Origin of the sequence: Pseudomonas sp. NBB, from assembly GCF_032701105.1 — a bacterium.
Classification (GTDB): domain Bacteria; phylum Pseudomonadota; class Gammaproteobacteria; order Pseudomonadales; family Pseudomonadaceae; genus Aquipseudomonas; species Aquipseudomonas asiatica.
This window is the reverse complement of the sequence record NZ_CP103994.1, coordinates 5890625-5915948: the sequence shown is the minus strand read 5'-3', so window position 1 is coordinate 5915948 and position 25324 is coordinate 5890625. Positions and strand designations below refer to the sequence as shown.

The 25324-nt window shown below is 61.3% G+C and carries 24 protein-coding genes; 11 read left to right on the top strand and 13 right to left on the bottom strand.

Annotation, left to right across the window (positions count from 1 at the left end; genetic code table 11):
- Window positions 1–14: 14 nt before the first annotated feature.
- The gene (gene cls / locus NY023_RS27240) at window positions 15–1454 is read right to left on the bottom strand and encodes a cardiolipin synthase (RefSeq protein ID WP_013974852.1); all 1440 of its coding nucleotides are present in this window, start codon (window positions 1452–1454) and stop codon (window positions 15–17) included.
- A 131-nt stretch (window positions 1455–1585) separates the two neighbouring features.
- Here cls and NY023_RS27235 point away from each other — a divergent pair, with 131 nt between their 5' ends.
- On the top strand, window positions 1586–2113 hold the full coding sequence (locus tag NY023_RS27235; RefSeq protein ID WP_015272374.1) for a DUF3617 domain-containing protein: 528 nt from the start codon (window positions 1586–1588) through the stop codon (window positions 2111–2113).
- On the opposite strand, the gene folE2 is transcribed toward NY023_RS27235, so the two are convergent.
- Entirely contained in the window at window positions 2097–3002 is a 906-nt protein-coding gene (gene folE2 / locus NY023_RS27230; RefSeq protein ID WP_024087926.1) for a GTP cyclohydrolase FolE2, read from the bottom strand. The genes NY023_RS27235 and folE2 overlap by 17 nt on opposite strands.
- A 201-nt stretch (window positions 3003–3203) precedes the next feature.
- Between folE2 and zigA the strand changes: the two genes are divergently transcribed.
- Genes zigA through NY023_RS27215 form a run of 3 tightly spaced genes read left to right on the top strand, consistent with a single transcriptional unit; the run spans window position 3204 to window position 6046 of the window.
- Complete coding sequence (gene zigA, locus NY023_RS27225) at window positions 3204–4412, top strand: zinc metallochaperone GTPase ZigA (RefSeq protein ID WP_013974849.1); 1209 nt, start codon at window positions 3204–3206, stop codon at window positions 4410–4412.
- A complete protein-coding gene (locus NY023_RS27220) occupies window positions 4409–5035 on the top strand; it encodes a DUF1826 domain-containing protein (protein ID WP_013974848.1) in 627 nt (208 codons plus the stop codon). The genes zigA and NY023_RS27220 overlap by 4 nt, the downstream gene beginning before the upstream one ends.
- Window positions 5036–5074: 39 nt before the next feature.
- Complete coding sequence (locus NY023_RS27215) at window positions 5075–6046, top strand: CobW family GTP-binding protein (protein ID WP_013974847.1); 972 nt, start codon at window positions 5075–5077, stop codon at window positions 6044–6046.
- Here NY023_RS27215 and NY023_RS27210 read toward each other — a convergent pair whose 3' ends face one another.
- Complete coding sequence (locus tag NY023_RS27210; protein ID WP_013974846.1) at window positions 6047–6439, bottom strand: DUF3301 domain-containing protein; 393 nt, start codon at window positions 6437–6439, stop codon at window positions 6047–6049. It lies immediately after the preceding gene.
- Between the two features lie 120 nt (window positions 6440–6559).
- Between NY023_RS27210 and pdxY the strand changes: the two genes are divergently transcribed.
- Window positions 6560–7432, top strand: a complete 873-nt coding sequence (gene pdxY, locus NY023_RS27205) for a pyridoxal kinase PdxY (protein ID WP_013974845.1) — start codon at window positions 6560–6562, stop codon at window positions 7430–7432.
- On the opposite strand, the gene NY023_RS27200 is transcribed toward pdxY, so the two are convergent.
- Window positions 7429–7914: an acyl-CoA thioesterase gene (locus tag NY023_RS27200; RefSeq protein ID WP_003260046.1), complete on the bottom strand. Its 486-nt coding sequence runs from the start codon at window positions 7912–7914 to the stop codon at window positions 7429–7431. The genes pdxY and NY023_RS27200 overlap by 4 nt on opposite strands.
- 343 nt (window positions 7915–8257) lie before the next feature.
- Between NY023_RS27200 and NY023_RS27195 the strand changes: the two genes are divergently transcribed.
- Window positions 8258–10018, top strand: a complete 1761-nt coding sequence (locus NY023_RS27195) for a cation:proton antiporter (protein ID WP_013974844.1) — start codon at window positions 8258–8260, stop codon at window positions 10016–10018.
- Window positions 10019–10279: 261 nt separating this feature from the next.
- On the opposite strand, the gene NY023_RS27190 is transcribed toward NY023_RS27195, so the two are convergent.
- The 5 genes from NY023_RS27190 to zwf all read right to left on the bottom strand — a co-directional run bounded on the left by NY023_RS27190 (window position 10280) and on the right by zwf (window position 15990).
- Window positions 10280–10687 carry an SMI1/KNR4 family protein gene (locus NY023_RS27190; RefSeq protein WP_013974843.1) on the bottom strand — a complete coding sequence of 136 codons (408 nt, stop codon included), beginning with the start codon at window positions 10685–10687 and terminating at the stop codon, window positions 10280–10282.
- A 115-nt stretch (window positions 10688–10802) separates the two neighbouring features.
- Complete coding sequence (locus NY023_RS27185) at window positions 10803–11657, bottom strand: Tim44 domain-containing protein (RefSeq protein ID WP_013974842.1); 855 nt, start codon at window positions 11655–11657, stop codon at window positions 10803–10805.
- A 171-nt stretch (window positions 11658–11828) separates the two neighbouring features.
- Entirely contained in the window at window positions 11829–14015 is a 2187-nt protein-coding gene (uvrD, locus tag NY023_RS27180) for a DNA helicase II (RefSeq protein ID WP_013974841.1), read from the bottom strand.
- 130 nt (window positions 14016–14145) lie between these two features.
- Window positions 14146–14460 (bottom strand): hypothetical protein, encoded by a 315-nt coding sequence (locus tag NY023_RS27175; protein ID WP_013974840.1) that lies wholly within the window; start codon window positions 14458–14460, stop codon window positions 14146–14148.
- Between the two features lie 87 nt (window positions 14461–14547).
- Window positions 14548–15990: a glucose-6-phosphate dehydrogenase gene (gene zwf / locus NY023_RS27170; protein WP_023660645.1), complete on the bottom strand. Its 1443-nt coding sequence runs from the start codon at window positions 15988–15990 to the stop codon at window positions 14548–14550.
- Between the two features lie 103 nt (window positions 15991–16093).
- Between zwf and hexR the strand changes: the two genes are divergently transcribed.
- Window positions 16094–16960 (top strand): transcriptional regulator HexR, encoded by an 867-nt coding sequence (gene hexR / locus NY023_RS27165; protein WP_011536461.1) that lies wholly within the window; start codon window positions 16094–16096, stop codon window positions 16958–16960.
- 214 nt (window positions 16961–17174) lie between these two features.
- Entirely contained in the window at window positions 17175–17393 is a 219-nt protein-coding gene (locus NY023_RS27160) for a PA3496 family putative envelope integrity protein (RefSeq protein WP_080563834.1), read from the top strand.
- On the opposite strand, the gene NY023_RS27155 is transcribed toward NY023_RS27160, so the two are convergent.
- The gene (locus tag NY023_RS27155) at window positions 17335–18297 is read right to left on the bottom strand and encodes a LysR family transcriptional regulator (RefSeq protein ID WP_044047178.1); all 963 of its coding nucleotides are present in this window, start codon (window positions 18295–18297) and stop codon (window positions 17335–17337) included. The genes NY023_RS27160 and NY023_RS27155 overlap by 59 nt on opposite strands.
- A 189-nt stretch (window positions 18298–18486) precedes the next feature.
- Between NY023_RS27155 and NY023_RS27150 the strand changes: the two genes are divergently transcribed.
- Both NY023_RS27150 and oadA read left to right on the top strand, forming a co-directional pair.
- Window positions 18487–19902: an acetyl-CoA carboxylase biotin carboxylase subunit gene (locus NY023_RS27150; protein WP_013974837.1), complete on the top strand. Its 1416-nt coding sequence runs from the start codon at window positions 18487–18489 to the stop codon at window positions 19900–19902.
- Window positions 19903–19913: 11 nt separating this feature from the next.
- Entirely contained in the window at window positions 19914–21722 is a 1809-nt protein-coding gene (gene oadA / locus NY023_RS27145) for a sodium-extruding oxaloacetate decarboxylase subunit alpha (RefSeq protein WP_013974836.1), read from the top strand.
- Window positions 21723–21901: 179 nt separating this feature from the next.
- On the opposite strand, the gene NY023_RS27140 is transcribed toward oadA, so the two are convergent.
- From NY023_RS27140 to NY023_RS27130, 3 genes are read right to left on the bottom strand one after another with little or no spacing between them, the layout of a single operon-like run.
- The gene (locus NY023_RS27140; RefSeq protein WP_013974835.1) at window positions 21902–22573 is read right to left on the bottom strand and encodes a GNAT family N-acetyltransferase; all 672 of its coding nucleotides are present in this window, start codon (window positions 22571–22573) and stop codon (window positions 21902–21904) included.
- An 8-nt stretch (window positions 22574–22581) separates the two neighbouring features.
- Window positions 22582–23028, bottom strand: coding sequence for a GNAT family N-acetyltransferase (locus NY023_RS27135; protein ID WP_003260065.1), 447 nt, complete (start codon window positions 23026–23028; stop codon window positions 22582–22584).
- 11 nt (window positions 23029–23039) lie between these two features.
- On the bottom strand, window positions 23040–23669 hold the full coding sequence (locus tag NY023_RS27130) for an FMN-binding negative transcriptional regulator (RefSeq protein WP_013974834.1): 630 nt from the start codon (window positions 23667–23669) through the stop codon (window positions 23040–23042).
- Between the two features lie 90 nt (window positions 23670–23759).
- On the opposite strand from NY023_RS27130, the gene NY023_RS27125 reads away from it, so the two are divergent.
- The gene (locus NY023_RS27125) at window positions 23760–25304 is read left to right on the top strand and encodes a PLP-dependent aminotransferase family protein (protein ID WP_023660643.1); all 1545 of its coding nucleotides are present in this window, start codon (window positions 23760–23762) and stop codon (window positions 25302–25304) included.
- Window positions 25305–25324 lie beyond the last annotated feature (20 nt).

Sequence of the window (25324 nt, the reverse complement as noted above, 5' to 3'; positions counted from 1 at the left end):
GGGGCGCTTACGCTTCAGAGAATCGGCGAAATCAGCCGAGCAATCCGCATCCCCAGTTGCTGCAGCCGATGAGTATCGCGGCTGTCCTCCGCAGTAATTTCCCGTGCCTGTTCAAAGTCATTGCTCAGCATTTTCTCGACCTGGTCAGCGAAGCCGCGGTCGACCGTGAGCAGGGTGATTTCGAAGTTCAGGCGGAACGAGCGGTTGTCCAGGTTGGCACTGCCGATCGCGCTGACATCGTCATCCACCAGCACCACCTTCTGATGCAGGAAGCCCGGTTGGTAGCGGAACATGCGTACACCCGCACGTACCGCTTCGAAGGCGAAAAGGCTGGAGGCGGCATAGACGATGCGATGGTCTGGGCGTGACGGAATCAGCACTCGCACATCGACCCCACGCAGTACTGCCAAACGCAACGCGGCGAACACCGCCTCGTCGGGGATGAAGTACGGGCTGGTGATCCACACGCGCCGGGTGGCTGAATGGATCGCCTCAAGGAAGAACAGCGAGCAGGTTTCCTGTGGATCGGCCGGGCCGCTGGCCAAGGCTTGGCACAGCACGCCGTTGTCAGGGTAGGCGTCCGGCAGAATCAGCGGCGGTAGCTGGCGCGTGGCCCAGTACCAGTCCTCGGCGAACGACTCCTGCAGGCAGGCCAGCACCGGCCCGCTGATCTGCACGTGGGTGTCGCGCCAAGGTGAAAGCTGCGGGTGGCCACCGAGGTACTCATCGCCCACGTTGTGCCCGCCGATAAAACCGAGCAAGCCATCCACCACCACGATTTTGCGGTGGTTACGGAAGTTAACCTGGAAGCGGTTGAACCAGCCCCGACGGGTTGCAAAGGCATGAATCTGTACACCACCGTCGCGCATCAACTGGCTGTAGCTTGCCGGCAAGGCATGGCTGCCGACACGGTCATACAGCACGAACACCCGCACCCCCTCGGCGGCCTTGCGCAGCAGCAGTTGCTGCAACGCTTTGCCAAGATTGTCGTCATGGATGATGAAGAACTGCACCAACACCACGTCGCGGGCTTTTTCGATGGCGGCAAATATTGCATCGAATGTTGCTTTGCCATCGATCAGCAGCTTCACCTCGTTATTGGCAAGGCAAGGCATGCGCCCGAGCTTGGGCATGGCGCGCAACGCCGCATAGCTTTCCGACTCGCGGGCCGTGAGGGCTTCTTCTACCCAAGGCCGCCAGTTGAGGTTGGCCATGGCCACATGCATTTCCTGGTTGGCCTGGCGCCGGGCCTTGATGTAGGCATAGAACGAGCGCGCACCAAAAATCAGGTAAGGGATCAGGGTGAGGTAAGGGATGAAGAACAACGGCATGGCCCAGGCGATTGCGCCTTGGGCAGTGCGCACGGTGAACAGTGCGTGCAGTGCGGCGACGATACCCAGCAGGTGAACCAGGCCGAGTAGGTAACCGAAGAAGTAGGGGCTGTGGTAGTCCATATGCATCCTGCTTGCCGAGTACACTTGAGTAACAGAACACGTTCCCGGTCCGCCTTGCAACCTGCAGGTGGATTTGGCGTCTAAGGCTCAGCCCGGCCCACTTGGCCGGCTTTTTCCAGGAGCGTTCGTCCATGAAGATTCGTCTGCCACTGTTGGCGTTGGCCCTAGGTGTGAGCAGCCCGCTGGTGCATGCTCAGATGCTACAGCCAGGTTTGTGGGAGCTGACCACTAGCAACATGCAGGTCGATGGCAAGCCGTTACCCGATATGGAGTTCATGCTCGGCCAGTTGAAGAACCTGCCGCCAGAGCAGCGCGCGATGATGGAAGGGGTGCTGGCCAAGCAGGGAGTGACTGTTGGGGGTAAGGGGGTGCGCTCGTGCCTGACGCCAGAACAGGTGGCAACCAACGATATCCCTCTGCAGGACCCGAAGTCAGGTTGTACCCAAAAGATAACCGACCGCACCGGCAATGTATGGAAGTTCCAGTTCAGCTGCCCCAAAGCGCAGGGCAGTGGCCAGGCGACTTTCCTCAGTGACCGGGAATTCACCACCCAGGTCAACGGTACATTCAACGCCTCGGGTGTACAGCAGCAAGGCAGCATGAACACCCGTGCCGTGTGGTTGGGCAATGACTGCGGCTCGGTCAAGCCGCGCAGCTGACATCCCATTGCCACTGGCTGGTTGCGACAGCGTCGTGGGCATGCAGGCTTTCTGCATGTTCCACGCGCAGCTTGAAGGCCGTGCTCCATTCTATTTGCCTTAGCGCCTTGTGCAGGCGTCGTGCGGCGTCTTCGCAGAACATCAGGTTCTGGCCGTTGGCCAAGGCAAAGGCTTGTTCGTCTGCGCGCTTAACTGCGGTCTGCACCGCTGTCCCCAGGCTTGCTTCTATGCAGTCGATCAACTCGGTGATTGGCAGAACCTGCTGATTGCTGCGCAGCCTTACCTGGATTAGCGCGCTGCTACGTTGGCTATGGGGCGTCGCTACGATGCCTTCGGCGCTGCCAAGCCACTGCAGCACTGCAGATTTGTCGACCTGCTCTGTACTGAAATGCGCCTGGAACTGCTGCTGAATCAGTTGCCGTGCAAGTGCAGCCGAGCATGGGCAGGTCGAGGAGTAAGGGACAGAAACGGATAGTTCCACGTGGAACATTTCATTTTCGATCCTTGCATCGACTGTGACCGCATAGCTTTTCCAACCCTCCAACGGGCTGATCAACGCAGGCCTTTTCAGTAGATGCTCGAAGCGCAAACGCAGATAGGCGGCGGAAGAAAGGCCTTCGTGGCTGCTGAGGAAGTTACCCAGCAGCTGGCGGATGGTGAGCGGCGTCAGAGGCTGATGTTCCAACGACTCTAGGGCGAGATAAAGCCGCGACATATGGATACCGCGTGAGCTGCCGTCTACCAGGCTAACGCCGGCATCGACCGTGGCAGCTGCTGTGCGCCCCTCGAACTGTACAGGTTGGGCGATCCCGCACATACCCACCCAGTTCAAAGGTAAGGCGTATTCATGGGTTTGTGCGGCAATGTCGGGGAGCTTGAGCTGAGTCATCTGGTATTCCAAACAAAAGGGAGATCAGCGGCCATCACCGATCAAGCTGCAATGCCAGGAGGGCACCCTGGCACGTGGCGGGTTCACTTTTCCTCCCGGTGGGCATTCGTTCGTCACGAACGGCTTGGCGAAATTGTATTGTTACTTTATAACATTGTGCAATGCATCGTTTCGAATGCGCTCGCCTGAAGAGGTTTCGCCATGTCCAACCGTCTCCCTGTCACCGTGCTATCCGGCTTCCTTGGCGCCGGCAAGAGCACCTTGCTCAACCATGTGCTGCGTAACCGCGACAATCTGCGAGTCGCGGTCATCGTCAATGACATGAGCGAAATCAACATCGATGCGAGCGAGGTGCAGCGCAACGTAAGCCTCAACCGTGCCGAGGAGAAGCTGGTGGAGATGAGCAATGGCTGCATCTGCTGCACGCTGCGTGAAGACCTGCTCGAGGAAGTGGCGCGGCTGGCTGAAGAAGGGCGTTTCGATTATTTGCTGATCGAGTCCACGGGGATCTCGGAGCCACTGCCTGTGGCCGAGACCTTCACCTTCCGCGACGAACAGGGCCGTAGCCTGTCCGACATGGCGCGCCTGGACACCATGGTCACTGTGGTCGATGGCCTGAACTTCCTGCGTGATTACCAGGCAGCAGACAGCCTGGCCAGCCGTGGCGAAACCCTGGGTGAGGAGGACGAGCGCTCAATCAGTGACTTGCTGATCGAGCAGGTCGAGTTCGCCGATGTACTGTTGCTGAGCAAGATCGACCTGATCAGCCAGCACGAGCGCGAAGAGCTCATGGCCATTCTGCGCAGCCTCAATGCCCGGGCGCGGATCGTACCCATGGTCATGGGCCAGGTACCGCTGGACCGCATCCTCGACACCGGCCTGTTCGACTTCGACCAGGCCGCCCAGGCACCGGGCTGGCTGCAAGAGTTGCGCGGCGAGCATGTGCCGGAAACCGAAGAGTATGGCATTGCCGCCACCACCTGGCAGGCCCGGCGCCCCTTTCATCCACAGCGCTTTTTCGACTTTATCCACAAGCCATGGAGCAATGGGCGCCTGCTGCGTTCGAAAGGTTTTTTCTGGCTGGCCAGCAAATACCAGGAAGCCGGAAGCTGGTCGCAGGCAGGCGGCATGATGCGCCATGGCTTGGCGGGCCGCTGGTGGCGTTTCGTGCCGCGCGAGCAGTGGCCACAGGATGTGGATAACACAATCGCGATCTTGAAGAACTGGGTTGCCGAGAGCGGTGACTGCCGCCAGGAACTGGTGTTCATCGGGCAGAATATTGACTTCGAAGAATTATCCACAGCACTCGATGCATGCCTTTTGACCGATCAAGAAATGGAATTGGGGCACATGGGCTGGTTGCGCCTGCCCGATCCGTTCGGTCCATGGCATGAGGAGGCCGCAGCATGAACCCTGCATCCAAGCCTGTGGATATTTTCCAGGTATTTGGCGAGACACCGCAGGTGCTGACCGATGTGCTGCAGGATGGCGTAAACCTGGCAGTATGGCGGCGACGTTTGCCACCACAACTGGAGGACTTTGCCGCGCTGGTGGTCAGCCTCGGCCAGCCCTTGGCAGACCAGCGCGTCATCGATGTGGATGAGCAGCACATGCCGGTTTTCACCGAACTCTTGCGCGAAGCGGCCGACTTGCACGGCTATGAGGCATTCGTGGCGGATGTGGCCTGGCTGGTGGCGGCCTATACCTGCCTGGTGGGTGCGCAGCGGGTAGGTTTGCGCCTGCGGGTACTGACAGGCCCGATGTGCCCGCGCTTCCATGTGGATAACGTTCCGCTGCGTCTGCTCACTACCTACGCAGGCCCAGGTAGCGAGTGGTTGAAAGAGGACGCGAGCCCTCGTGGCAACTTACACACAGCAATACTTCCTGTGGATAACGTTCAGTACTTGCAAGCTGGCGATGTGGCGGTGCTCAAAGGTGAAAAGTGGCAGGGCAACGAAGGTGCGGGCCTGGTGCATCGGTCGCCATCGGGGCAGCAGGGGCGCCTGCTGCTCAGTCTTGACTGGCTGGCCTGACGGCGCATAGTGAGGCATCGCCATCGCCCGAAGCCGCCCATGCTGCAGAACATTCCCACCCACGTGATTGCCGGCCCGCTGGGGGCCGGCAAGACTACCCTGATCCGTCACCTGCTGGCCCAACGCCCGGCCAATGAGCGCTGGGCAGTATTGATCAACGAATTCGGCCTGGTAGGCCTGGATGCGGCCTTGCTCAGCCGTGACGAAGACGGCATCGCCATCGGCGAAGTCGCAGGTGGCTGCCTGTGCTGCGTCAATGGCATGCCGTTCCAGGTGGGCCTGGGCCGACTGCTGCGCAAATCCCGCCCTGACAGGCTGTTCATCGAGCCGTCCGGGCTGGGTCATCCCTTGCAGTTACTCGCTCAGTTGCAAAAAGCCCCTTGGGCTGGAGTGCTGACAATACAGCCATTGCTGATGGTCGTGGACGCGCAGTCGATGGTCCGGAACGAGCAGCTTCAGGAGGATCAACAGCAGGCGTTCGATGCTGCTGAAAGCGTTGTCTTGAACAAATCAGAGGCTGTGGATGAAAGCGCTAAATTGTTGATAACTAATAAATTTTATAAAAAGAAAATATTCTGGACCGTCCAAGGTGGGCTGCCCTTGTCGGACCTTCCGGCTGTACCCCATGGCATTGTCGACAGCTCGCTTGTGGATAACAGGATTGTCGACAATCTTGTAAATCCACCGACAGCGCTATGGGCAGACCCCGGGCAGCCGATCTGTCTTGCCCAGCAGGGAGAGGGAGGTTGGAGCATCGGCTGGCGCTGGCACCCTGGGCAGCAGTTTTATCCACAGCGGTTGCAGGCGTTCTTGCGGGCTTGGCCGTGGCGGCGTGCCAAAGGGGTTATCCACAGCGTGGAGGGCTGGCAATCATTCAATGGCCTGAATGGGGACATGCCCGCCTGGCAGCCCAGCGACTGGCGCAGGGATACGCGTATCGAGCTGATTTTCGACCAGCCGCAATCGCAATCCGCGCTGCAGGCCGGGTTGAGCGAATGTCGTGTCAGCTGATCAGTTGCGCCAGCGGTTGTGCTCCTGGCGCCACTGCTGCATCTCGATGACGTTGTCGGCGCGCGGCGGGGTCTTGATCTCGAACGGGTAGGGCGCTAGTTCGATCTGCACGCTGTGGGCGCCGAACTGGGTCACGGTACCGGGGTGGCGCTGTTCGCCCGTGACGGTGAATTCGAAGGCGTAGACGCGCGCCAGGCGCTTGCGGCCGTTGGCGTCACGGACAAAGGCGATGCGCTTGAGTGCGACCGCGTCGTCGAGCAGTTCGAGGTCGAGCTTGGCGCAATGCTGTTTGACCCGTTCCAGGGCTTTCTCGCGCAACCCGTGGTTGTGCCACAACCAGGCGCCTGCCGTGGCGACCAGCATCAGGACGAAGAGGTTTTCCAGGGTCAACATTTGCGTATGCTCCAAACAGGTCGATCCAGCTTAACTGCGTCCCTGGCCTGTCGTACAGGTGGCAATCGAGTTCATACTGCGTTGCGCACAATCCCTGAAACAGCTTTGGAAACCTCCCGCATGAAACGTACCCCGCACCTGCTCGCCATCCAGTCTCACGTGGTGTTCGGCCACGCCGGCAACAGCGCCGCGGTGTTTCCCATGCAGCGTATCGGGGTCAATGTGTGGCCGCTCAATACCGTGCAGTTCTCCAATCACACACAGTATGGCCAGTGGGCGGGTGAAGTGCTTGCCCCCGCGCAAATTCCCGCGTTGGTGGAAGGCATTTCCAACATCGGCGAGCTGGGCCATTGCGATGCGGTGTTGTCCGGTTACCTGGGCAGTGCCGAACAAGGCCGGGCGATTCTGGCTGGCGTCGAGCGGATCAAGGCAGTCAACCCAAAGGCTTTGTACCTTTGCGACCCGGTCATGGGGCACCCTGAGAAGGGCTGTATCGTGCCAGCGGAAGTGAGCGAGTTCCTGCTCGATGAGGCGGCTACCAGGGCCGATATCCTGTGCCCCAACCAGCTGGAGCTGGACAGCTTCTGTGGCCGCCGAGCGCAGTCGCTGGAGGACTGCGTGAACATGGCGCGCAGCCTGTTGCAGCGCGGGCCGCAGGTGGTGCTGGTCAAGCACCTTGCTTACCCCGGGCGCGCCGAGGACCAGTTCGAGATGCTGCTGGTGACCGCCGAGCAGAGCTGGCACCTGCGCCGCCCGCTGCTGGCGTTCCCGCGGCAGCCGGTAGGGGTGGGTGACCTGACCTCAGGCCTGTTCCTGGCCCGCGTCCTGCTCGGCGACAGTTGGGTGCAGGCGTTCGAATTCACTGCTGCGGCCGTACACGAAGTGCTGCTGGAAACTCAGGCCTGCTCCAGCTATGAACTGCAGCTGGTGCGGGCCCAGGACCGCATTGCGCACCCAAGGGTGCGCTTCGAGGCACAGCTGCTGGCGCTTTAAATCGCGTCGGTTTTCAGGTCCTGGTAGCGCTTTTCCAGCTCCTGGCGGATCTGACGGCGCTGCTGGCCCTGCAGGAAGCGGCGCTTTTCTTCACTGCTTTGCGGCTGGCGCGGCGGCACCTGCACCGGGCGACGGTTGTCGTCGACCGCTACCATGGTGAAGAAGCAGCTGTTGGAATGGCGCACCGAGCGCTCTCGGATGTTCTCGGTCACCACCTTGATGCCCACCTCCATCGAGGTGTTGCCGGTGTAGTTGACCGACGCCAGGAAGGTTACAAGTTCACCCACGTGCACCGGCTCACGGAAGATCACCTGGTCGACCGACAGGGTGACTACATAGCTGCCGGCATAGCGGCTGGCGCACGCATAGGCCACTTCGTCGAGGTACTTGAGCAGGGTGCCGCCATGTACGTTGCCAGAAAAGTTGGCCATGTCCGGGGTCATCAGGACGGTCATGCTCAGCTGGGCGTTTCCAGGTTCCATAGGGTGCTCACGGTGAGGTTGCGCGGAATCGGGCGAATGGGGGGCATTATCTGCAGACACTTCTGTTCCCCTCTTTTGAATTTGCCTTCCTGGTACGGGACGTTGGCTGACGCTCCATCGTCACGCCGATCATGCCATCAGCGGCGCTTTTCCAGTCGATCTGTTTCTGCATATTGCACCGCCTCTTTGCGGCGGGGTGCGATGTTAACCTGACTGCACCCATGCAACATGGGCTTTTCCTGCATTCAAAACAGTATGTACTTGCTGCTCGCTCAGGGTTGCCTTGGCAGAGGAGCGGTCTGCCCAGGCATCCAGCAACGGACGAGAAAAGGAGTATCACGCCATGCATGCCATCAGCTTCATCCAGGACCTGGCAGTCATCATGCTGGTTGCTGGCGTGGTCACCATTCTCTTTCACCGCCTCAAGCAGCCTGTGGTGCTGGGCTACATCGTCGCCGGCTTCATCATCGGCCCGCACACCCCACCGTTCGGCCTGATCCACGATGAAGACACCATCAAGACCCTCGCCGAGCTGGGGGTGATCTTCCTGATGTTCTGCCTGGGTCTTGAATTCAGCCTGCGCAAGCTGTTCAAGGTAGGCGCCACGGCGTTTATCGCGGCGTTCCTGGAAATCGTGCTGATGATCTGGATCGGCTTCGAGATCGGCCGCTGGTTCGGCTGGAACACCATGGATTCGCTGTTCCTCGGCGCCATCCTGGCGATTTCCTCGACCACCATCATCGTCAAGGCGCTCAACGACCTGAAGATGAAGAACGAGCGTTTCGCCCAGCTGATATTCGGCGTGCTGATCGTCGAGGACATCCTCGGTATCGGCATCATCGCCCTGCTGTCGGGCATCGCCGTCAGCGGTACGGTCAGCTCGGGCGAGGTGTTCTCCACGGTCGGCAAGCTGTCGCTGTTCATGATCGTCGCGCTGGTCATCGGTATCTTGCTGGTGCCGCGCCTGCTGGCCTACGTGGCCAAGTTCGAAAGCAACGAGATGCTGCTGATAACCGTATTGGGCCTGTGCTTCGGCTTCTGCCTGCTGGTGGTGAAGCTCGAGTACAGCATGGTGCTTGGCGCCTTCCTGATTGGCGCGATCATGGCCGAATCGCGCCAGTTGCTGAAGATCGAGAGCCTGATCGAACCGGTACGCGACCTGTTCAGCGCCATCTTCTTCGTCGCCATCGGCCTGATGATCGACCCCCAGGTGCTGATCGACTACGCCTGGCCAATCGTGGTCATTACCCTGGCGGTGGTGTTGGGCAAGATGTTGTCGTGTGGCATGGGCGCGTTCATTGCCGGAAATGACGGGCGTACATCGCTGCGGGTGGGCATGGGGCTTTCGCAGATTGGCGAGTTTTCCTTCATCATCGCCGCGCTGGGCATGACTCTGCAGGTGACCAGCGACTTCCTCTACCCGGTGGCTGTGGCGGTATCGGCAATCACGACGCTGCTGACACCCTACCTGATCCGTGCCGCCGACCCGCTGTCGCTCAAGCTGGGCAAGGTGGTGCCCAGCCGCCTGGCGCGGGTGTTGTCGTTGTATGGCGAATGGTTGCGGAGCATCCAGCCGCAAGGCGAGAGCGCCATGCTCGCGGCGATGATCCGGCGCATCCTGTTGCAGGTTGGGGTGAACCTGGCGCTGGTGATCGCCATCTTCTTCAGTGGGGGCTATTTCGCCGAGCGGATCGGCAACTGGCTCAGCGAGTGGGTCAGCGATACCAGCCAACAGAAAGCGCTGATCTGGGGCGCAGCGCTATTGCTGTCGCTGCCATTCCTGATTGCCGCCTATCGAAAGCTCAAGGCGCTGTCGATGCTGCTGGCAGAGATGGGCGTCAAACCGGAAACGGCCGGACGGCATACTCAGCGCGTGCGCCGAGTTATTGCCGAGGTGATCCCGTTGTTGTCGCTGCTGGTGATTTTCCTGCTGCTGTCGGCGCTGTCGGCGAGCATTCTGCCCACCAGCGAACTGCTGTTGGTGATTGCCGTGGTGGCTGCGGTGGTGGTGGCCTTGCTGTGGCGCTGGTTTATCCGCGTGCATACGCGCATGCAGATTGCCTTGCTGGAGACGCTGGAGAACAGCCGCGAGAATACGCACTGAAGAGGGCAATGCTCCCTGCGCAAGATTTCACCGTCGTCCGAGGGGATGGAGCGGTAGCGATGTCGCCAGGCGCAGAAAGCCTGGCGATTTTAACTATGCCGGTGGCACTAGGCCATAAATTTCCCATTTCTGGGCCGGCCTCTTCGCGGGTAAACCCGCTCCCACAGGTACTGCACAATGATCAGCACCTGTGCAATACCTGTGGGAGCGGGTTTACCCGCGAAGAGGCCGGCACAAGCAGCACCAGATCAGAGATCGAAATCAGCTCTCCAGCCAGACATCCCGCGCCCAGTGCCACACCGATTCCCAGCTGTCTTCACCGACGATTTCCTCTTCGGCATCCCACAGCACCACGGTGCCATCCTCTTCGACGCAGTAGTAGTTGTCGCCGTCTTGGCACAGTGGAATCAGGTCACGCGGTACGCCGGCATCCCAGGCGTTGGCGGCGACGTCGGGCAGGTAGGTATGTGACTGTGGGTCGGTAACGGTCACCGGCTCCAGTGAGCCATACACCACGTCACTGACGGTCAGCAGGAACTCTTTGAACACGAACGGAATGTTGATGAACAGCTCTTCTTCGATTTCGACCAGCAGGTCCTCGTCGGGAAGCTCAAGGGGCACCGGCACTGGCTCGTTGGCTTCACGGAGTTGTTCGATCACTTCTTCCACGGTTCACTTCCTCTGACCTAGATGACAACGCTGCGCGTTATACCCTAGTAGGCCACTCTGGCAAAAGCAAAAACCCCGGGACAGGCCCGGGGGTTTTTTGTGCAGCACGCAGCGGTTAGCCGTTTTGACGGATACCGGCCACCAGCCAAGGCTGGTTTTCGCCCTGGGCGCGAACCATGTGCCAGCTTTCGCTGAACACTTCGCCCTGGTCGAAGCGCGAGTTTTTCGACACGCCACGGAAGGTCAGGGTGGCGTCGGTACGGTCGGCGCGGTCGTCGACACCGTCCAGCTGCACCTCGAGGTTGTCGATGTAGGTGGACTGGAAGCCATCACCCAGTTCGGCGCGCTCGCGCTTGAGGAACTCGAGCATCTGCGGGGTGACGAACTCGGCGATCTTGTCCATCTCGTTGGCGTCCCAGTGCTGCTGCAGCGCCTGGAAGTGGTTACGGGCAGCAGCCAGGAAGTTCTGCTCGTTGAACCAGGCCGGGGCGTTGATCACCGGGGCGGCTGCGGCAGCAGGTGCGGCCGAACCACCGAAGATCGACGGCTGGGCAGGCTGCGCGTGAGCTTCACGCTGCATCGGCGCATGGCCCGGCATGGCCATTTGCGGCTGCTGCTGGCGACGGCGCGCGGCGATGAAACGGAACACCAGGAAGGCGATGAGCGCCACGATCAGGAAGTCCATGATCTGGAAGCCTTCGAAACCGTCGCCCATGAACATGGAAGCCAGCAGGCCACCGGCGGCGAGGCCGGCCAGAGGGCCCAGCCAGCGCGAAGCACCGCTGGCGGCCGGAGCGGCACGGCCAGGTGCGGTCGGCGCGGCGGCAGGCGTGGTTGGCGTGGCCTGGCGGGTCTGGTGAATAGGCGCGGAGCCCGAGCTCTTGCCGCCGCCAAAACGCTTGGCGTTGGCGTCCAGGCTCAGCGTCAGGCCGACGCAGAGCGCCAGAGCGATGCTAAGAAAACGTTGCATAAGTGGGATATCCCCTGTTGTGGATTGCACGCGCGTCATGGTGCACAGGTTCCCGGGCACATGACCAGCGACATAATGTTTCGAGCTTTTGCCTGAATGTTACAAACCCGGCACGACCTGCCCTCGGAATGCTCCCACAAAGGCCGCTCCTACAAGGGACCGCGCAGGCTTTCAGATGGCCTCGAGCTTGGCATACCCCAGCATCAGCCACTTGCTGCCTTCGGCAAAATTTACCTGCACCCGCGCCTGGGCGCCGGAGCCTTCGAAGTTGAGGATCACACCCTCGCCAAACACCGCATGCTGAACACGCTGGCCCAGATTGAACGAGGTCTGCGGAATGCTGGCATTGGCGAACAGGTTGCTGTTCGTGGCCGTCTTGGCCCCGCCGAACGGGCGGCTGACGCTGTTGGAAAGGCGCACTTCCTGAACCAGGCCTGCCGGAATTTCTCGTACGAAACGTGACACCTTGTTGTAGGTCTCGCTGCCATACAGGCGACGCGTTTCGGCGTAGGTCATGACCAGCTGGCGCATGGCGCGGGTGATGCCCACATAAGCCAGGCGGCGTTCCTCTTCCAGGCGGCCAGGCTCTTCCAGGCTCATCTTGTGCGGGAACAGGCCTTCTTCCATGCCCACCAGGAACACATACGGGAACTCCAGGCCCTTGGCACTGTGCAAGGTCATCAGCTGGACGCTGTCTTCATGCTCGTCGGCCTGTGTATCGCCTGCTTCGAGCGAGGCGTGGCCAAGGAATGCCGAGAGAGGCGAGAGGTCGGCGTCTTCGTCGGTAGACTCGAAGTTGCGCGCTGCGCTGACCAGTTCCTCAAGGTTTTCTACCCGTGCCTGGCCCTTCTCACCCTTTTCTTCCTGGTGGTAGATGATCAGCCCGGACTGCTCGATGGTGGTTTGGGTCATGGTATGCAGCGGCATGTCCACGACCTTGGCAGCCAACCCCTCGATCAGCTCGATGAATGCACCCAGGGCACTGGCAGCGCGGCCTTTCAGGGCTTTGGCGGCAAGCAGCTGGCACATTGCTTCCCACATCGACAGCTGGCTGTGGCGGGCGTGCTCGCGTATGGCTTCGACAGTTTTTTCGCCAATGCCACGTGGCGGCACGTTGATCACCCGTTCCAGGGCAGCATCGTTACCGCGGCCTTCGATCAGCCGCAGGTAAGCCATGGCGTTCTTGATTTCGGCGCGCTCGAAGAAGCGCTGACCGCCATAGATGCGGTAGGGGATGCGTTCGCGCAGCAGGGCTTCTTCCAGCACCCGCGACTGGGCGTTGGAACGGTACAGTATGGCGATCTCGTTGCGCGCATTGCCCTTCTTGACCAGGCTCTCGATGGTTTCCACCACGTAGCGCGCTTCGTCGTGCTCGTTGTAGGCCGCATACAGGGTCAGCGGTTCGCCTTCACCCATGTCGGTCCACAGCTCTTTGCCCAGGCGCCCGCTGTTGTTGGCGATCAGCGCGTTCGCCGCCTTGAGGATGCCACCGGTGGAGCGGTAGTTCTGCTCCAGGCGGATCATCTCGGCGTCGGGGAAGTCGGCAGTGTACTGGTGAATGTTCTCGATCTTGGCACCGCGCCAGCCGTAGATCGACTGGTCGTCATCGCCCACCGCCATCAGGCTGTCACCGCCGCGCGCCAGCAGGCGCAGCCAGGCGTACTGCACGGCGTTGGTATCCTGGAACTCGTCCACCAGCACGTGGCGGAAGCGCCGCTGGTAGTGCTCCAGCAGGCCCGGGTGGTCGCGCCACAAGTCCAGGGCGCGCAGCAGCAGCTCGGAGAAGTCGATGACCCCGGCGCGCTCGCAGGCCTGCTCATAGGCGGTATAGACGTCGCGCATGGTCGACAGGAACAGGTCGCCCCCGGCCTGGATATGCTGTGGACGCAGGCCTTCGTCCTTTTGCCCGTTGATGAACCACTGGGCCTGGCGTGCCGGCCATTTCTGCTCGTCCAGGCCCAACTCGCGCATCACCCGCTTGATCAGGCGCTGCTGGTCGTCGCTGTCGAGGATCTGGAAGTTCTGCACCAGCCTCGCTTCCTGCCAATGGGCCCGCAGCAGGCGATGGGCCAGGCCGTGGAAGGTGCCGACCCACATGCCCGCCGGGTTGATACCCAGCAGTTGCTCGATACGCTGGCGCATTTCTGCCGCGGCCTTGTTGGTGAAGGTCACCGACAGGATCGAGTGCGGCGATGCCTGCTCCACCTGGATCAGCCAGGCAATGCGGTGCACCAGCACGCGGGTTTTACCGGAACCGGCGCCAGCAAGCACCAGTTGACGCCCTAGCGTGGCCGCTACGGCCTGGCGTTGGGCATCGTTGAGGGAATTCAGCAGGAGGGAGAGGTCGTCTGTGCGCATCGGGCCATTCTAGGGCGCGGCAGGAAATGGGGCAAACCTCTACTGTATAAATATTCACCTGCAACATGCCCGTTCATCGAGCCGATGGAAGGTGCCAGGCCACCGCTCGGGCGACCTGGCCGGCAGCGGCTCAGTCAATCGCCTCGATGGTACGAATTTCGCAGCGCTGCGAACCGTCTGCATGAATGATCTCCACGGTTTTCCAGCCAGTGCCGCCTGCACGCTCGAAAGCCACGGTTTTTTCCGTCAGCACCTGCGGAGTGATTGCGCCGCTATCCAGAAGTTGAAGCTCAAGTACTTCCCAGCCACCCCTGTGGCGCAGCTTGGGTTCGACCAGCACCGGTTCGATGGCCGGGGAGGCGACCGTAACGGTGCCGTGAACCCTGAAAACCTGCTTGCCGTGAGCGATGTCGTTGATTGCAACGAGGTTGGTGATAATGGCCATTGTCTGCTCCTGTTTCGGGTTGAAAGTAGCGCCAGTGCGCTGGGCTACTTTCTGCCCTTTCGCCTGCCACGGGAGCAGGGCAGTGCTTCAGCTATGCCATTGCCTGCCGTGCCTGGCGAGCAGGCTGTTGGCTTGCTCTGGCCCGTTACAGCCTGCCGGGTACGGTCGCGGCGCCTGGAAGTGCTCTTCACAGCCCTTGATGATCGGGTCGATCCAGGCCCAGGCCGCTTCCACCTCATCGCGGCGCATGAACAGCGTCGAGTCGCCCTCCAGCACATCCAGCAGCAGGCGCTCGTAGGCGTCCCAGCGGCGGGTCTGGCTGAACACCTGGGCCAGGTTCAGGTCCAGGTCCACAGGCTCCAGGCGCATGCCCTTCCCCGGGCTCTTGGTCATCATGCGCAGGCTGATGCGTTCGTCCGGTTGCAACTGGATCAGCAGCTGGTTGACCTGGCCACCATTGAAAAGCTCGTGGGGCACCGGCTTGAACTGGATGACGATCTGCGATGAGCGCCGTGCCATGCGCTTGCCGGTACGCAGGTAGAAGGGCACGCCCGCCCAGCGCCAATTGTCGATGTGCGTCTCGATGGCGATGAAGGTTTCGGTGTCGCTGTCGTTGTCGACGTCCTTTTCGAAGTAATAGGCCGGCACTTCCTGGCCGCCGATGCGCCCGGCGCCATACTGGCCGCGTACGGTCTTGTCCTGCACGTCCTGGCCAGTGATGGGCTTGAGGGCCCGCAGGATCTTCACTTTCTCGTCACGCACCGCTTCGGCCTCGAACTGCGCGGGGGGCTCCATGGCCACCAGGCATAGCAGCTGAAGCAGGTGGTTCTGCAACATGTCGCGGGTCGCCCCGGCGCGGTCGTAGTAAGCACCACGGTTCTCTACACCCAGGGTCTCGCAAACGCTGATCTGCACGTGATCAACCTGGTTGTTGCGCCACACCGGCTCCAGCAGGGCGTTGGCAAAACGCAGGGCCATGAGGTTCTGCACGGTTTCCTTGCCCAGGTAGTGGTCGATGCGAAATACCTGGTTTTCCTCCAGCACTGCGCCAATCGCTTCGTTGATGGCGGTAGCCGATTCCAGCGAGTGGCCGATCGGCTTTTCCAGCACGATGCGCGCCTCAGTGTCTGCCAGGCCGGCGTTATGCAGGTGCTTGGCAATCGGCACGAACAGATTGGGGGCGGTGGCCAGGTAGAAGATGCGCGTCAAGCCGCCGGGCTCGCCCAGGTAGCGCGCCAGGCGACCGAAGTCGGCGCTTTGCGAAGCATCCATGGCGAAATAGTCGACCCGTGCGGAAAACCGCTGCCAGACCTCTTCGTCGAAGTCGTTGCGGGCAATCTGTGCCCGGCAATGGCGTTCGGCGAGCTTGAGATAATCGTTACGTGGCAAGTTGCGTCGTGCCAGCGCGATGATCCGCACGGCGTTGTTCAGACGGGCCTCGCGAAACAGGTGGTAGAGCGCCGGAAGCAATTTGTGCAGGGCCAGATCGCCGGTGCCGCCGAAGACCAGAATGTCGCAAGGAATAGTCAAACCACCACTCTCCACGTTCGTTTAACTGGGCGGGTTGGCGTCCATGTAGTATAACTACAAGAAAGCTACAACCCGGCCAGCCGATCATAACCGAGTCCAGCCTGTGAATCTGTTGCAACATATCGCCCAATCGCGCCACCTGCTGCGCAAATCGGAACTCAAGGTAGCCGACCACGTGCTACTCGACCCGGCTGCCGTCATGCACAGCTCCATGGCCGATCTGGCGCACAGCGTGGGTATCAGCGAACCGACCATCGTGCGTTTCTGCCGCGCGATCGGTTGCTCGGGCTTCCAGGACCTGAAGCTGAAGCTGGCGCAGAGCCTGGCTGCGGGGGCGAGTTTCGGCCAGTTCGCCATCCATGAAGACGACTCGGTCGCTGACTACAGCCTGAAGATCTTCGACACCACGCTGCACACCCTGATGGAAGTGCGCGAGCACCTCGACCCACAAGCGCTGCAGCAGGCGGTGACTGCCATGGCCCAGGCGCAGCGTGTGGAGTTCTATGGCTTTGGTGCTTCCGGTGCAGTGGCGGCCGATGCTCAGCACAAATTCTTCCGTCTGTTGCTCAGCGCGGCAGCCTATTCCGACCCGCACATGCAGGCGATGTCGGCGGTGACCCTGAAGCCGGGTGATGTGGCGGTATGCATTTCCCAGTCGGGCCGCTCCAAGGACCTGCTGATTACCGCCAACCTGGTCCGTGAGAGCGGCGCCAACCTGATTACCCTGTGCCCAAGCCAGACACCGCTGGCGGAGCTATCGACGGTAAACCTGGCGATCGATGTGCATGAGGACACCGAAATCTACACCCCGCTGACCTCTCGTATCGCCCACCTGGTGGTGATCGACGTGCTGGCCATGGGCGTAGCCATGGCGCGCGGGCCGAGCCTGGTCAACCACCTGAAGAGCGTGAAGCGCAGCTTGCGCAGCCTGCGCTTGTCGCCCAAGTCGATCAAGGCTACCGACGACTGATTGTCGTTGCTTGTGCCGGCCCTTTCGCGGGTAAACCCGCTCCCACAGGTACTGCACCGTCCTTGAGGCTGGTGAGCACCTGTGGGAGCGGGTTTACCCGCGAAGAGGCCGACACAGGCGCTATAAATTTCACTGTTTTGTCACCATTCCACAGCCAAACCGTAAACCACTCAAGCCAGTATGAAACTCCCGCATCCTATCTGGGAGACAGGCAATGGCTCGTGACTTCGACGGTACGTACCAACCCAGCGCCAAGGCTCGCAAGCAGCAGGAAAAGGATCAGCGCCGCATGGAATACCGCCGCGCGATCGAGAGCTATTGCGACCAACGTCAACTGCTCCGCGAACTAGTGGACTACCCCGAGCTGCAAGAGCTCACGGTCTGGCAGGCGTCGGCAGCAGCTTCCCCGAAAAACGCTCAACCAGCGCGCTGATCAGCGCACGTTCGCTGCGGATGAATGCCAGAAAGGCCAAGGCCACCGGCGACTGCCGTTTGGCCTTGGACTGCACCACGCACCAACTGCGGTACAGCGGCAGTTCTTCCACCGGCAGCTCCCTCAATACACCGGTAGCCAGCTCCAGGTTGACCGCATGGCGGGTAAGCATGGCAATCCCCAGCCCGGCAATTACGCACTCGCGCTGGGCGTCGGCCGAGGCCACCTCCAGGGTCTGGGTGAAATGCACGCGCTTGTTCTTGAAGTATTCCTCGCAAGCCTTGCGCGTGCCCGAACCCTGTTCGCGGACCAGCAGGGTATGAGGCTCCAGGTCCTGCAGGCGCAGTTGCTCCAGCTTGCACAGCGGGTGCTCGGGCGGCGCCACCGCGATGATCGGGTTGTTGAGGAACGGCAGAAACTCCAGCCCCATGTCCTGCGGCACCATGGACATGATGATCAGGTCGTCGCGGTTGTCCGACAGGCGGCGGATGGCCTGGGCGCGATTGACCACTGTCAGGGTCAGGTTGACCTCCGGGTGACGCTGCTTGAAGGCCGCGAACAGGTGTGGCACGAAGTACTTGGCACTGGACTCGATCGCCAGTTTCAACTGCCCCTGCAATGAGCCCTGCATGTCCGAAAGTTGCATGTCCAGGCTCTCCAGGCGCCCGAAGATATCGCGGCTGGCGCGTTGCAGGGCCTCGGCAGCTTCGGTCAGGTAGAGTTTCTTGCCCACGTACTCGAACAGCGGCTGACCGATCAGCTCTTCGAGCTGACGGATCTGTAGACTAACGGCGGGTTGCGTAAGCGCCATCTCTTCCGCCGCACGGCTGTATGAACGCAAATCGCAGACCTCGTTGAAGATCTGCAGTTGACGCAAAGTCATACGCATCAAGGACTTACGCATTTTTATCCGCCCTTCGGCAACACCTTGTTACCGCACTATAAGCTTTTGCTAATACAGCCCCTAACAAATATTGATTTTTGTTTATTAACCTACAGCGCTAGGGTGAATGTGCGACTGGCCAGCAACGTCTGGTCACGCGCCGACCGGGAGAACCGGCTCGACTGTTCCTACGGCTTTGGGAAGACTCCAGTGATAAAAAAAATCCTGATCGCCAACCGAGGTGAAATTGCAGTTCGGATCGTGCGTGCCTGCGCCGAGATGGGCATTCGCTCGGTGGCGATCTATTCCGACGCCGACCGCCATGCGTTGCACGTCAAGCGCGCCGACGAAGCCCACAGCATTGGTGCCGAGCCGCTGGCCGGTTACCTGAACCCGCGCAAGCTGGTGAACCTGGCTGTGGAAACCGGCTGTGATGCCCTGCACCCAGGTTATGGTTTCCTGTCGGAAAATGCTGAACTGGCAGAGATTTGCGCCGAGCGCGGGATCAAGTTCATCGGCCCTGCCGCCGAGGTCATCCGCCGCATGGGCGACAAGACCGAAGCGCGTCGCACCATGATCGCCGCTGGTGTGCCGGTAACCCCGGGTACAGAAGGCAACGTTGCCGATATTCACGAAGCCCTGAGCGAAGGTGACCGCATCGGTTACCCGGTCATGCTCAAGGCCACCTCTGGTGGTGGCGGCCGTGGTATTCGCCGTTGCAACAGCCGTGAAGAACTGGAACAGAACTTCCCCCGCGTCATCTCCGAGGCTACCAAGGCCTTTGGTTCTGCGGAAGTGTTCCTGGAAAAGTGCATCGTCAACCCCAAGCACATCGAGGCGCAGATCCTCGGTGACAGCTTTGGCAACGTCGTGCACCTGTTCGAGCGCGACTGCTCGATCCAGCGCCGCAACCAGAAACTCATCGAAATCGCCCCGAGCCCACAGCTCACCCCCGAACAGCGCGCCTACATCGGCGACCTGGCGGTGCGTGCGGCCAAGGCAGTGAACTACGAGAACGCCGGTACCGTGGAGTTCCTGCTCGCCGATGGCGAGGTGTACTTCATGGAAATGAACACCCGGGTGCAGGTGGAACACACCATCACCGAGGAAATCACCGGTATCGACATCGTCCGTGAGCAGATCCGCATTGCCTCGGGCCTGCCGCTGTCGGTCAAGCAGGAAGACATCCAGCACCGCGGTTACGCGCTGCAGTTCCGCATCAACGCCGAAGATCCGAAGAACAACTTCCTGCCCAGCTTCGGCAAGATCACCCGTTACTACGCACCCGGCGGCCCGGGCGTGCGTACCGACACGGCGATCTACACCGGCTACACCATCCCGCCGTTCTACGACTCCATGTGCCTGAAACTGGTGGTGTGGGCGTTGACCTGGGAAGAAGCCATGGACCGCGGCCTGCGGGCCCTGGACGACATGCGCGTGCAAGGGGTGAAGACCACCGCCGCGTACTACCAGGAAATCCTGCGCAATCCGGAATTCCGTAGCGGCCAGTTCAACACCAGCTTCGTCGAAAGCCACCCGGAACTGACCAATTACTCGATCAAGCGCAAACCCGAAGAGCTGGCCCTGGCCATCGCCGCCGCCATCGCCGCCCACGCAGGCCTGTGAGGAACCCCATAATGTCCAAGAAAATTCACGTAACCGACACGATCCTGCGCGACGCCCACCAGTCCCTGCTGGCCACCCGCATGCGTACCGAAGACATGCTGCCGATCTGCGACAAGCTCGACAAGGTCGGCTACTGGTCGCTGGAAGTCTGGGGTGGCGCCACCTTCGACGCCTGCGTGCGCTTCCTCAAGGAAGACCCGTGGGAGCGCCTGCGCAAGCTGCGCGCCGCGCTGCCCAACACCCGCCTGCAAATGCTGCTGCGCGGCCAGAACCTGCTGGGCTACCGCCACTACAGCGACGACGTGGTCAAGGCGTTCGTCGCCAAGGCCGCAGTCAACGGTATCGACGTGTTCCGTATCTTCGATGCCATGAACGACGTGCGTAACCTGCGCGTGGCCATTGAAGCGGTCAAGGCTGCCGGCAAACACGCTCAGGGTACCATCGCCTACACCACCAGCCCGGTGCACACCATCGAAGCCTTCGTGAACCAGGCCAAGCAGATGGAAGCCATGGGTTGCGACTCGATCGCGATCAAGGACATGGCCGGCCTGCTGACCCCGTTCGCCACCGGCGAACTGGTCAAGGCGCTGAAAGCCGAGCAGTCGCTGCCGGTGTTCATCCACTCCCACGACACTGCCGGCCTGGCCGCAATGTGCCAGCTGAAGGCTGTGGAAAACGGCGCCGATCACATCGACACCGCCATCTCCAGCTTCGCTTGGGGCACCAGCCACCCGGGTACCGAGTCGATGGTTGCCGCGCTCAAAGGCAGCGAATTCGATACTGGCCTGGACTTGGAACTGCTGCAGGAAATCGGCCTGTACTTCTATGCCGTGCGCAAGAAGTACCACCAGTTCGAAAGCGAGTTCACCGCCGTGGACACCCGCGTGCAGGTCAACCAGGTACCGGGCGGCATGATTTCCAACCTGGCCAACCAGCTCAAGGAGCAGGGCGCCCTCAACCGCATGAATGAAGTGCTGGCTGAGATCCCGCGCGTGCGTGAAGACCTTGGCTTCCCACCGCTGGTGACCCCGACCTCGCAGATCGTCGGTACCCAGGCGTTCTTCAACGTGCTGGCCGGCGAGCGCTACAAGACCATCACCAACGAGGTGAAGCTGTACCTGCAAGGCGGTTACGGCAAGGCTCCGGGCGTGGTCAACGAGCAGCTGCGCCGTCAGGCGATCGGCAGTGAAGAAGTGATCGACGTGCGCCCGGCCGACCTGCTGAAGCCGGAAATGGCCAAGCTGCGTGCCGATATCGGCGCCCTGGCCCGTTGCGAAGAAGACGTGCTGACTTTCGCCATGTTCCCTGACATTGGCCGCAAGTTCCTCGAAGAACGCGAAGCCGGCACCCTGACTCCCGAAGTCCTGCTGCCAATTCCTGAAGCGGGCGCAGTGGCGTCCCATAGCGGTGAAGGCGTACCGACCGAGTTCGTCATCGACGTGCACGGCGAAACCTACCGTGTCGACATCACCGGTGTGGGCGTGAAGGCCGAAGGCAAGCGCCACTTCTACCTGTCGATCGACGGCATGCCGGAAGAAGTGGTGTTCGAGCCGCTCAACGAATTCGTCGGCGGCGGCAGCAGCAAGCGCAAGCAGGCCAGTGCCCCGGGCCACGTCAGCACCACCATGCCAGGCAACATCGTCGATGTGCTGGTCAAGGAAGGCGACATGGTCAAGACCGGCCAGGCCGTGCTGATCACCGAAGCCATGAAGATGGAGACCGAAGTGCAGGCGGGTATCGCTGGCAAGGTGGTGGCCATCCACGTGGCCAAGGGCGACCGTGTGACTCCGGGCGAGATCCTGATCGAGATCGAGGGCTGAGATAAGCCCTCATCTACAAGCGGTTAACCTCTGGGGAGCGGATGCTCCCCTTTTTTTCGCGTTGAATCTGCCGGCCTCTTCGCAGCACAAGGCTGCTCCTACAGGCCCCCGCAAGCCTGAGGTCAGTACCTGTGGGAGCGGGTTTACCCGCGAAGAGGCCGGCTGATCTAACACAACTCTCAACCTTTACGGCATGCCTCAAGTGTTTCTACCTGACCTCCAGGTTGTTGGTTGGTATCGCTCAACCACCGCTCGAACCCAGCAGCCACCGCTGGCCACTCATCATCGGTAATCGAATACCACGCCGTATCCCGATTGTGGTCCTTCACCACCAGGTGCTTGCGGAACACTCCTTCATAGACAAAGCCAAACCGCTCCGCCGCGCGCTTGGAGCGGGCGTTGGCGTTGTTGCACTTCCACTCCAGCCGGCGGTTGCCCAGCTCGAAGCCCAGCTTGCCCAGCAGGTACACTGCCTCGGTGCCCTTGGGTGTACGCTGCATGGCGGCGCCGAAGGCGATGTGGCCAATTTCGATGCGACCGTGGTCGGGCACGATCGACATCAGGCTGAGGATGCCCTGGGCCTGGCCGCTGGTGCGGTCGATGACGGTGTAGAACAGCGGGTCGCGGCCGGCGGCGTTGCCTTCCAGCCAACGGTCGAAGGCGGCACGCTCGGCAAATGGGCCATAGGGCAAGTAGTCCCACAGTGCCGGATCGGCAGCCGGGCCTTGCAACACCTCCCAGAGGTCGTCGCCATGTCGCGCCGGGTCAAGCTTTTCGAGGCGGATGAAACGGCCGTCGATAGGCTCGGCCTGTGGGACTGCGGCGGGTTTCCAGTTCAATGCGTCGGTCATGTTCGGCCTTAGAACTCTTTGCGGAATTGGATGAAGCCCGAGCGCTCGGCAACCTGTTGGTACAGGCTGATGGCGGTGGCGTTGGTCTCATGGGTCACCCAGTACACCTTGATGCAGTTGTCGGTCTTGGCTTGGGCGTAGACGTGCTCGATCAGCTGGCGGCCGATGCCCAGGCCGCGCTGCCCGCTGTCCACGTACAGGTCCTGCAGGTAGCAGGCGTTGCCAATGCTCCAGTTGGAACGATGGTAGATGAAGTTGACCATGCCCACCGCCTTGCCATCGACCCAGGCCAAGGCTGAATGGGTCGGTTCGTTTGGGTCGAGCAGGCGTTGCCAGGTGCTGAGGCTGACCTCTTCGGCCAATTCGGATTCATAGAAGTGCAAGTAGGCCTGCCACAGGGCAAGCCAGGCAGCATGGTCTTGGGTGGTGACAGGACGCAGGGTGACGCTGGACATGGGCTATTCCTTCAGAGTTGGCGCATATGCGCCGCGAGTTGGTTATCCAGGTAATCGGGGCTGGCGCTAAGGCCTTCACGCACGCCGGCAATGTCTTGCTCAGAGCGGTTCTGGCTTAGCTTGCGCGCGCCTTGCAGGCGGGTGATGGGCAAGCGAACACCGACGATGGCGCGGAGCATGCCATCGAGGTAATCACGCGGGGCGTCGGTGACTTTCCACGGTTCGCCGCGGCCTTGTTCGTGGCGCTCGGTCAGTCGGCTGACAATGGCCAGCAAGGGTTCGGCTTCGTGGATCACTTCGGCTGGGCCATAGGCGTGCACGGCCAAGTAGTTCCAGGTTGGCACCACCTTGGGGTTGTCGGCCTTGCTCGGGTAGTAACCGGGGCTGACATAGGCATCGGCGCCGGGGAACACCAGCAGGGCTTCGCCACCTTGCCTCAGGTCGTGCCATTGGGGGTTGGCCCGCGCCAGGTGGGCATAGACGGTGCCGAATTCGCCTTCGGCAATATCGACCAGCACTGGCAGGTGCGTGGCCAGCAGGCCTTGTTCGCCCTGGCTGACCAGGATGGCCAGACGGGTGTCGAGCATGTGCTGGTGCAGGCGCCCGAGGTCGTGTTCCTGATGGGGTTTGCTGTTGTACATGCTCGGTTTCCTTGTGCGATGGCTCCATCCTAGGCAGGCTATTGGTTCATAGTAAGAGCCATTAACAGCTGTTTTTATAGGTCCAATGCCATGAACGAGCGCCCCCTCGTGTTGCCTTTCGACCCTGCCGGGATCGACCTCGATCGCCGCCGCGGGCTCAGCCAGCAGCTGTACCAGGCGCTACGTGCGCGGGTGCTGGACGGGCGCCTGAGCAGTGGCACACGGCTACCGGCCACTCGTGATCTGGCCGCCATGCTGGCGCTGTCACGCAACAGTGTGGTGCGGGCCTATGACCAGCTATATGCCGAGGGCTACATCGAAAGCCGGGTAGGCGACGGCACCTATGTCAGCCAGTTACCGAAGCTCTCCAGTGCAAAACTATCCACACAAGTATCCACAGGGTTATCCCGTGGGTTATCAACAGACTTATCCACATCTCCCTCAGAAAATACTGAGGATTTATCCAGCAAGCGTCGTTCCAGCGAGCCTTTGCAGCGCCTGAAAAGTAACCATCTGCCGCCCCCAAGAAGCGGTGCACCGCGTGCTTTTCGCGTCGGTATTCCGGCGTTCGACCTGTTCCCCTTCGACGTCTGGGCCAAGCTGCAGGCGGGTTTCTGGCGCAACCCGGCTCCGGCGCAGTTGGGTTATGGTGACCCGGCAGGCGAGCCGCTGCTGCGCGAACTGATCGCGGCCTACCTGCGTCGCTCGCGTGGACTGAGTTGTACCGCTGAACAAATTGTGATCACCAGTGGTGCGCAGCAGGCAATCAGCCTTTGTGCACAGTTGCTGTTGCAGCCGGGCGACGGTGTGGCTGTGGAAAACCCGGGTTACCGCGCAGCCGGGCATGCCTTTGCGCTGGCCGGTGGCAGGTTGTGTGGCGTGCCGGTGGACGAGGATGGCATGGACTGTCGCCGGCTCGGGCAACTGACGGATTGCCGGCTGGCCTACGTCACGCCAGCCCACCAGTACCCGACCGGGGTGACCATGAGCCTGGCGCGACGCCTGGAACTGCTGGCATGGGCCGAGCGCAGCGAAGGCTGGATCATCGAAGACGACTACGACGGCGAGTACCGGTACAGCGGTGCGCCCTTGGCCCCGCTAGCGGCGCTCGACCGGCACGGGCGGGTGCTGTACGTCGGTACCTTCGGCAAGATCGCCTTTCCGGCGTTGCGCCTGGGCTATCTGGTACTGCCACCACAACTGGCGCAGCCGTTCAGCCAGGGCAGGGCGCTGGCGGTGCGGCATTCAGAGGTCAGTAGCCAGTGCGTGATGGCCGAGTTCATGGCCCGGGGGCACTTCCAGCGGCATATTCGGCGCATGCGCAAGGCGGCGTTGAGCCGGCGCAATGTGCTGAAGGCTGGCTGGCCCGTGGATATTCCGGGTTTGAGCGGCATGCCGGAGGTGGCGGCCGGGCTGCATGTGAAGGTCGATGTGGATAACTTTGCGCGGGAGCAGGAGTTGGTGGCCAAGGCTGAAGCGGTGGGGGTTGAGGTGACGCCGCTTAGCAATTTCTGGCTGGCTGACAGCGAGGTGCCTGTGGATAAAAGGGCAGGGCTGGTGCTGGGGTTTGCAGCGGTGCCGGAGGGGGAGATTGCCGAGGCGTTGATGCGCTTGCGCAAGGCCTGGAGAAAGTGAATGGGGCCGCCTAGCGGCCC